Here is an 8,021-nt window from a genome sequence, read left to right on the forward strand (position 1 = left end):
CCATGGAACCTTCCCCCCACCCATTCTGGTCTAGTCTGAAGTTATGACCGGACCTGGGCCAGGGACGTGCAATTGAGTGTCCGGGCCGGATCACCATTGGAGTCCTTGGGAGGTGCCCTCATGAGCCTGCTGCTCGAGCCTTACACCCTGCGTCAGTTGACCCTGCCCAACCGCATCGCCGTGTCGCCGATGTGTCAGTATTCCGCCGTCGATGGCCTGGCCAACGACTGGCACCTTGTTCATCTTGGCAGCCGCGCCGTAGGTGGCGCGGGCCTGGTGATCACCGAAGCCGTGGCGGTTACCGCCGATGGCCGCATCACCGCCGAAGACCTTGGCCTGTGGGACGACGCGCAGATCGCCCCGTTACAACGCATCACCCGCTTCATCACCGCCCAGGGCGCCGTGGCTGGCATCCAGCTGGCCCACGCCGGGCGCAAGGCCAGCACCTATCGCCCATGGCTGGGCAAACCAGGTAGCGTCAAACTGGAAGAGGGCGGCTGGCAGCCGGTGGGGCCCTCGAAAATCGCCTTCGACCCGCAACACACCGCGCCGCGCGAGTTGAGCCAGGACGAGATTGAGGATGTAATTGGCGCCTTCGTCGCCTCTACCGAGCGCGCCTTGAAGGCCGGTTTCAAGGTGGTTGAGATCCACGCCGCGCACGGCTATCTGCTGCACCAGTTCCTATCACCCCTGAGCAACCAGCGGCGTGACGAGTACGGTAGCTGCTTTGAAAACCGCATCCGCCTGACCTTGCAGGTGGTCGAGGCAGTGCGCAAGGTTTGGCCCGCGGAGTTGCCACTGTTCGTGCGGGTTTCGGCAACCGACTGGGTGGAAGATGGTTGGAACCCGGATGAAACCGTCGAACTGGCCCGGCGCCTGCGGGGCTTGGGTGTGGACCTGATCGATGTGTCCTCTGGCGGCACCTCGGTAAACGCCGAAATCCCCACCGGCCCCGGCTATCAGACCCGTTTCGCCGAGCGCGTGCGCAAGGAATCGGAAATCGCCACTGGCACTGTGGGCATGATCACCGAACCGGCCCAGGCCGAGCACATCCTGCGCACCGGGCAGGCCGATATCATCTTCCTGGCCCGCGAACTGCTGCGCGACCCGTACTGGCCGCTGCATGCCGATGACGATCTGGGCGGCAACAAGGCCACCTGGCCTGCGCAGTACCAACGCGCCACGAGCAGGGCCAACCCGATTCACGAGTCTGATTTGCGGGACTAGGGGCGTCGAGTTCCTTGTGGGTGGCGAGAATTTTGTATGGGGCTGAGATCGAGCGCCGCCCGCGCGGCGCATCGCGAGCTATCGCTCGCTCCTACGTTTGTTTCGGGCCAATTATGCCTGTGGGATTTGCGCGCGAACGCCTTGGCGCATGGCGCGATATCGCGTCGTACAAACCAGGCGGTCGCGCGCGCCTGTCACAGGCGTGACTGGCCCGAAACAAACGTAGGAGCGAGCGATAGCTCGCGATGCGCCGCGCGGGCGGCGCTCGATCTCGTTGGCGTTACAAATCTACCGACGTACCCCTGTGCCTCCTCAATGCTTGATCATCACATGCCGCACACAGGTGTAGTCCTCCAGCCCATACATCGACATGTCTTTCCCATACCCGGAATGCTTCTGCCCGCCGTGGGGCATTTCGCTGACCAGCATGAAATGGGTATTCACCCAGGTGCAGCCATACTGCAAGCGCGCCGCCAGGCGGTGGGCGCGGCCGGTGTCGCGGGTCCACACCGATGAGGCCAGGCCGTAGTTGGAGTCGTTGGCCCATTCCAGCGCCTGCGCTTCGTCTGTGAAGCGGGTGACCGACACCACCGGGCCGAACACTTCGTTGCGCACGATTTCGTCGTCCTGCAGGGCGTCGGCCAGCACGGTCGGCTCGAAGTAGAAACCCTCGCCAGCAATCGCCTTGCCACCCGTCACCAGGCGAATGTGTGGCTGGGCGATGGCCCGCTGCACCAGCCCGGCGACCTTGTCGCGATGCTGGGCACTGATCAATGGCCCCAGCTCGGTGTCCTCGGCCTCCTGCAGGCCAGGTTTCAGGCTCGCCACTGCTGCACCCAGGCGCTCGACAAAGCGCTCGTAGATCCCGTCCTGTACGTACAGGCGACAGGCTGCGGTGCAGTCCTGGCCGGCGTTGTAGAAGCCGAAGGTGCGGATGCCGTCGATGGCGGCGTCGATATCGGCGTCGTCGAACACCAGCACAGGCGCCTTGCCGCCCAGCTCCATGTGCATGCGTTTCACGCTGTCGGCGGTGGCGCTGATGATGTGCACGCCAGTGGGGATCGAGCCGGTCAGCGACACCATGCGCACCTTGGGGTGGCTGACCAGCGGGTTGCCGACGGTCTGGCCCCGGCCGAAAAGAATGTTCAGCACGCCTGGCGGCAGCAGGTCCTGGGCCAGTTCACCCAGCCGCAGGGCCGTCAGCGGGGTCAGTTCGGAGGGTTTGATCACCACCGTGTTGCCGGCTGCCAGGGCCGGGGCGATCTTCCAGGCCAGCATCATCAACGGGTAGTTCCACGGTGCGATGGAGGCCACCACCCCCAACGGGTCGCGACGGATCATCGAGGTGTGGCCCGGCAGGTATTCGCCTGCCGCCGAACCGCCCAGGCAACGCGCCGCACCGGCAAAGTAGCGGAATACGTCGGCAATCGCCGGGATCTCGTCATTGAGCGCGGCGCTGAACGGCTTGCCGCAGTTCTGCGATTCCAGCCGGGCCAGTTCATCGCCATGCCCTTCAATGGCGTCGGCCAAAGCCAGCAAGGCCTGCGCGCGCTCCTTGGGGCTGGTCTGCGACCAGCTGTCAAAGGCCTGGTCGGCGGCGCGCACGGCGCTGTCCACCTGCGCCTCGGTGGCCTCGTTGATCTGTGCCAGGGCGGTGCCCAGTGCCGGGTTGAGCACGGTCCAGGCAGGGCCTTGGCCAGCGACCAGTTGGCCATTGATCAGCATCTGCGTTTGCATCGGGGACTCCTCCAGGATCATTTGCCACTGCCCGCAATGCTTTCGCCGCCACGGGTCAGGTAATAGGCGCCAAGAATTGGCAGCATGGTTACCAGCATCACCAACATGGCCACCACGTTGGTCACGGGTACGTCGCGGGGGCGGCTGAGCTGGTTGAGCAGCCAGATCGGCAGGGTGCGTTCGTGGCCGGCGGTAAAGGTGGTGACGATGATTTCATCGAACGACAGGGCAAACGCCAGCATGCCGCCGGCGAGCAGTGCCGAGCCGAGGTTGGGCAGGACGATGTAGCGGAAGGTTTGCCAGCCATCGGCGCCTAGGTCCATCGAGGCTTCGATCAGGCTCTGCGAGGTACGCCGCAGGCGGGCGATGACGTTGTTGTAGACGATCACCACGCAGAAAGTGGCGTGGCCGACCACGATGGTGAATACCCCGGGCTCGATACCCAAGGCTTTGAACGCCGAGAGCAGGGCGATGCCGGTGATGATGCCGGGCAGGGCGATGGGCAGGATCAGCATCAACGAAATGCCCTCCTTGCCGAAAAAGCTGCGCCGGTACAGCGCTGCCGAGGCCAGTGTGCCGAGCACCAGTGCGATCAGCGTGGCCAGGCAGGCTACCTGCAGCGACAGCTTGATCGCCTCCAACACATCGGGGCGGGCGAAAGCCACGGCAATCCACTTCAGGGTAAAGCCCTTGGGCGGGAAGCTGAACGCCGCGTCTTCGGTGTTGAAGGCATACAGGAAGATGATCAGGATCGGGAAGTGCAGAAACAGCAGCCCGCCCCAGGCTGCCAGGCGAAGCCCCGTGGAGGCTTTTTCAGAGTGCATCGAAAGCCCCCAGGCGCTTGACGATGGACAGGTACACGGCAATCAGCACGATCGGCACCAGGGTGAACGCGGCAGCCATCGGCATGTTGCCGATCGCCCCTTGCTGGGCATAGACCATGCTGCCGATGAAGTAGCCGGGCGGGCCGACCAGCTGCGGCACGATGAAGTCGCCCAGGATGAGCGAGAAGGTGAAGATGGAGCCGGCGGCTATGCCGGGGATCGACAGTGGCAGAATTACCTGCAAGAAGGTTTGCCCGGGCCGTGCACCGAGGTCTGCCGAGGCTTGCAGCAGCGATGGCGGCAAGCGCTCCAGCGACGCCTGGATCGGCAGGATCATGAACGGCAGCCAGATGTACACGAACACCATGAACCGCCCCAGGTGCGAGGTCGACAGCGTGCTACCGCCCACGCCCGGCACCGTCAGCACGGCTTGCAGCAGGGCATCCAGATGCAGTTGCTGGACGAACCACTGGGCCACCCCACCCTTGGCCAGCAACAGGGTCCAGGCATAGGTCTTGACGATGTAGCTGGCCCACATCGGCATCATCACTGCGATGTAGAAAAACGCCTTGGTCCTGCCGCTGGTGAAGCGCGCCATGTAGTAGGCGATGGGGAAAGCCAGTACCGCACTGGCCAGCGATACAGCTACAGCCATGCCCAGGGTGCGCAGGATGATGTCGAAGTTCGACGGGTTGAACAGCGCGGCGAAGTTGCCCAGGGTGAGGTCCGGGGTCACCGCCATGGTGAAGTCGTCGAAGGTATAGAACCCCTGCCACAACAGGTTCAGCAGCGAGCCGAGGTAGATCGCGCCGAACCAGGTCAGCGGGGGGATCAACAGCAGTGCCAAATACAGGTTGGGGCGCCGGTACAGCAGGTTGGACAGGCCGCGCAAAGTGCTCATATCAGCGGCCCTCGGTTTCCTGCAGCAGCGTCATTGCTTCGCGTGGCCAGTGCGCCTGCACCCGTTGCCCCGGCTGCCAGCCCTGGGCCTGCGCCTGCCAGCGGTCGTTGGCCTGGCTTACCGCCAGCAACTGGCCGCTGTCCAGCTGCAATTCGTAGCGGGTAGCACTGCCCTGGTACTGGACATCGCGCAGCAGCCCGCTGACCTGCACTTCATGGCTGGTTACCACAGGGTCGCCCAGGCGGATATGTTCGGGCCGGATGGAGAAGGGCGCCGGGCTGCCGTTGAGGGCCAGGGCCAGCTCGCCACGCACCACGTTAGAGGTGCCGACGAACTCGGCGACGAATGGGGTGGCGGGCTTCATGTACAGGTTGCGCGGGGTGTCGACCTGCTCGATGCGGCCGCGATTGAACACTGCCACGCGGTCGGACATCGACAGCGCCTCGGTCTGGTCATGGGTGACGAAGACGAAGGTGATACCCAGTTGGCGCTGGAGTTTTTTCAGTTCGCCCTGCATCTGCTCGCGCAGCTTCAAGTCCAGCGCGCCGAGCGGTTCGTCCAGCAGCAGCACCCGTGGCCGGTTGACCAGCGCCCGGGCCAGGGCCACGCGCTGGCGCTGGCCGCCAGACAGCTGCGCCGGCTTGCGCGCGCCGTAGCCGGCCAGGGCTACCATTGCCAGGGCCTCTTCGGCACGGCTGTGGCGTTCGGCCTTGGCAACGCCTTTTACCTTCAGGCCATAGGCGATGTTGTCGAGCACGTTCATGTGCGGGAACAGCGCATAGTCCTGGAACACGGTATTGACGTCGCGCTGATAGGGCGGCACGCCAGCGGCTTCCACGCCATGGATGCGGATCGAGCCGCTGCTGGGTTGTTCGAAGCCGGCGATCAGGCGCAGGCAGGTGGTCTTGCCCGAGCCGGAAGGGCCCAGCATGGAGAAGAACTCGCCATCGATAATGTCGATGCTGACCTGGTCGACGGCCTTGACCTCGCCGAAGGTGCGGGAAACCTGGGTGAACTGGACGGCTAGGGGCATGCGTGGGCTCCGGACAACAAGGGTTCTCCTGTGCGGGCCGCTTCGCGGGGAAGCCCGCCCCTACAGGAGAAGCGCCACCCTTGCAGGCGGTTAAGCTCCTGTGGGAGCGGGCTTGCCCGCGAAAAGGCCGGTACAGGCATTCAGGCAACCTCAGCGCCCACCCATGATGGCGATGTAATCCTGGGTCCAGCGGCTATACGGCACGAACTTGCCCCCTTGGGCCTGCGGGGTTTTCCAGAAGGCAATCTTGTCGAAGTTATCGAAACCATTGGTCTTGCAACCCTCGGCGCCCAGCAGTTCGCTGCCGGTACACGCCGCCGGGACTGCCGGCGACGAGCCGAACCAGGCAGCCACGTCGCCCTGCACCTTGGGCTGCAGCGACCAGTCCATCCACTTGTAGGCGCAGTTGGGGTGCTTGGCCTCGGCGTGCAGCATGGTGGTGTCGGCCCAGCCGGTTGCACCCTCTTTGGGGATGGTCGAGGCCACTGGCTGGTTCTCAGCCTTCAGGCCATTGACCATGTAGCCCCAGGAACTGGAGGCGACCACGCCTTCGTTTTTCACGTCGCTCATCTGCACCGTAGCGTCATGCCAGTACCGGTGAATCAGCGGCTGCTGCTGGCGCAGCAGTTCCAGCACGGCCTTGTACTGTTCTTCGTTCAGTTCGTACGGGTCCTTGATGCCCAGTTCGGGTTTGGCCGACTTCAGGTAGAGCGCGGCGTCGGCAATGTAGATCGGCCCGTCGTAGGCCTGTACGCGGCCCTTGTTCGGCTTGCCATCGGGCAGGTCCTGCGGCACGAACACCACGCCCCAACTGGTCGGCGCCTGTTTGAAAATGTTGGTGTTGTACATCAGTACATTCGGCCCCCACTGGTACGGGGTGCCATAGACTTGCTTGTCGACCACGTACCAGTCGCCGTTCTGCAGGCGCGGGTCGATGTTCTTCCAGTTGGGGATCAGTGCGGTGTTGATCGGCTGTACCCGCTTGCCGGCGATCAGTCGCAGCGACGCATCGCCCGAGGCGGTAACCAGGTCGTAGCCGCCCTTGGTCATCAGGCTGACCATCTCGTCCGAGGTGGCAGCGGTTTTCACGCTGACCTTGCAGCCGGTTTCCTTTTCGAAGCCCGTCACCCAGTCGTAGGCCTTGTCGCTTTCACCGCGCTCGATGTAGCCGGGCCAGGCGACGATGTCCAGGCGCCCTTCGCCGGCGCCCAGGGCCTTGGGCGGTTCGGCGGCCTGCAGGCTGGCGCTGGCCAGTACGGCGCAGGTGGCGGCGCCGAGCAATGCGGTCTTGTGCACTGACATGGTGTTCCCTCTTCTTGGAGATTTTGGTCGCGGCAGTGGTCGAGTCTAGTTGGCTTTTTGCCAGCCAATGCAACATCCAGAAGCAAATCCGTGCATGGCCCATGGGCAGGCAGGCTTTACTCTGGCGGCTGACTTCCTTCACCTGGAGAGCTGCACATGAACACCCGTGGCCTACTGGATCAACTGCTGAAATCTGGCCAGGAGTTGCTGAACAAACAATCGGCTTCCGGCAAGCCTGCGGCGGGCGCGAGCGGGCTTGGCGGCCTGCTTTCCGGGGCCGGCGGTGGCCTTTTGGGTGGTGGCGCGCTGGGTTTGCTGCTGGGCAGCAAGAAGGCGCGTAAATATGGCGGCAAGGCCCTTACCTATGGCGGCCTGGCTGCGCTCGGCGTCTTGGCTTACAAGGCTTACGGCAACTGGCAGGCGCGTCAGCAGGTTACGGCCGGCGAACCGCAGACCGTCGACCGCCTGCCGCCGGCTCAGGTCGAGCAGCACAGCCAGGCGGTGTTGCGGGCGCTGGTGGCAGCGGCCAAGTCCGATGGCCACATCGATGAGCGCGAGCGGGCGCTGATCGAGGGCGAGTTCACCCGACTGGACAGCGACCGCGAACTGCAGCACTGGCTGCATACCGAGCTGAACAAGCCGCTGGACCCAGCGGAGGTGGCGCGTGCGGCGCAAACGCCGGAGATGGCTGCCGAGATGTACCTGGCCAGCGTGATGATGGTCGACCAGGAAAACTTCATGGAGCGGGCTTACCTGGACGAACTGGCCCGTCAGTTGCGGCTGGACCCGGGTTTGCGTCAGGAGCTGGAAAGCCAGGTACGCCAGGCGGTGGCTCAGTCATAGGCCTGTCTGGAAATAATCAGCGCCGGTGAGATCGAGCGCCGCCCGCGCGGCGCATCGCGAGCTGCGCTCGCTCCTTGTATGTTGTGTCTGACCTGGCCAGAGAGGTTATTCTCGTCAGGTTCAAGAAGCACTTCCGGGGAGACCGATCGCTCCT

At 64.2% G+C, this 8,021-nt stretch carries 7 protein-coding genes; 2 read left to right on the top strand and 5 right to left on the bottom strand.

All coding sequences use genetic code 11. The annotated features are described in order from the left end of the window. Positions 1–120: 120 nt before the first annotated feature. Positions 121–1,227, top strand: a complete 1,107-nt coding sequence (locus tag DMX11_RS25605) for an NADH:flavin oxidoreductase/NADH oxidase (RefSeq protein ID WP_110748566.1) — start codon at positions 121–123, stop codon at positions 1,225–1,227. Positions 1,228–1,539: 312 nt separating this feature from the next. Here DMX11_RS25605 and DMX11_RS25610 read toward each other — a convergent pair whose 3' ends face one another. From DMX11_RS25610 to ydcS, 5 genes are all read right to left on the bottom strand, one after another. Further along, positions 1,540–2,964: a gamma-aminobutyraldehyde dehydrogenase gene (locus tag DMX11_RS25610; protein ID WP_110748569.1), complete on the bottom strand. Its 1,425-nt coding sequence runs from the start codon at positions 2,962–2,964 to the stop codon at positions 1,540–1,542. 17 nt (positions 2,965–2,981) lie between these two features. Then, a complete protein-coding gene (locus DMX11_RS25615; RefSeq protein WP_110748573.1) occupies positions 2,982–3,788 on the bottom strand; it encodes an ABC transporter permease in 807 nt (268 codons plus the stop codon). Continuing rightward, positions 3,778–4,689, bottom strand: a complete 912-nt coding sequence (locus DMX11_RS25620; RefSeq protein ID WP_110748576.1) for an ABC transporter permease — start codon at positions 4,687–4,689, stop codon at positions 3,778–3,780. Before DMX11_RS25620 ends, DMX11_RS25615 begins: the two co-directional genes overlap by 11 nt. Position 4,690: 1 nt before the next feature. Then, on the bottom strand, positions 4,691–5,722 hold the full coding sequence (locus tag DMX11_RS25625) for an ABC transporter ATP-binding protein (RefSeq protein WP_110748579.1): 1,032 nt from the start codon (positions 5,720–5,722) through the stop codon (positions 4,691–4,693). Positions 5,723–5,872: 150 nt separating this feature from the next. Then, positions 5,873–7,024, bottom strand: coding sequence for a putative ABC transporter substrate-binding protein YdcS (gene ydcS / locus DMX11_RS25630; RefSeq protein WP_110748583.1), 1,152 nt, complete (start codon positions 7,022–7,024; stop codon positions 5,873–5,875). Between the two features lie 156 nt (positions 7,025–7,180). Here ydcS and DMX11_RS25635 point away from each other — a divergent pair, with 156 nt between their 5' ends. After that, entirely contained in the window at positions 7,181–7,867 is a 687-nt protein-coding gene (locus DMX11_RS25635) for a tellurite resistance TerB family protein (protein WP_110748587.1), read from the top strand. Positions 7,868–8,021: the final 154 nt, after the last annotated feature.

Source organism: Pseudomonas sp. LB-090624 (genome assembly GCF_003205205.1).
Taxonomy (GTDB): domain Bacteria; phylum Pseudomonadota; class Gammaproteobacteria; order Pseudomonadales; family Pseudomonadaceae; genus Aquipseudomonas.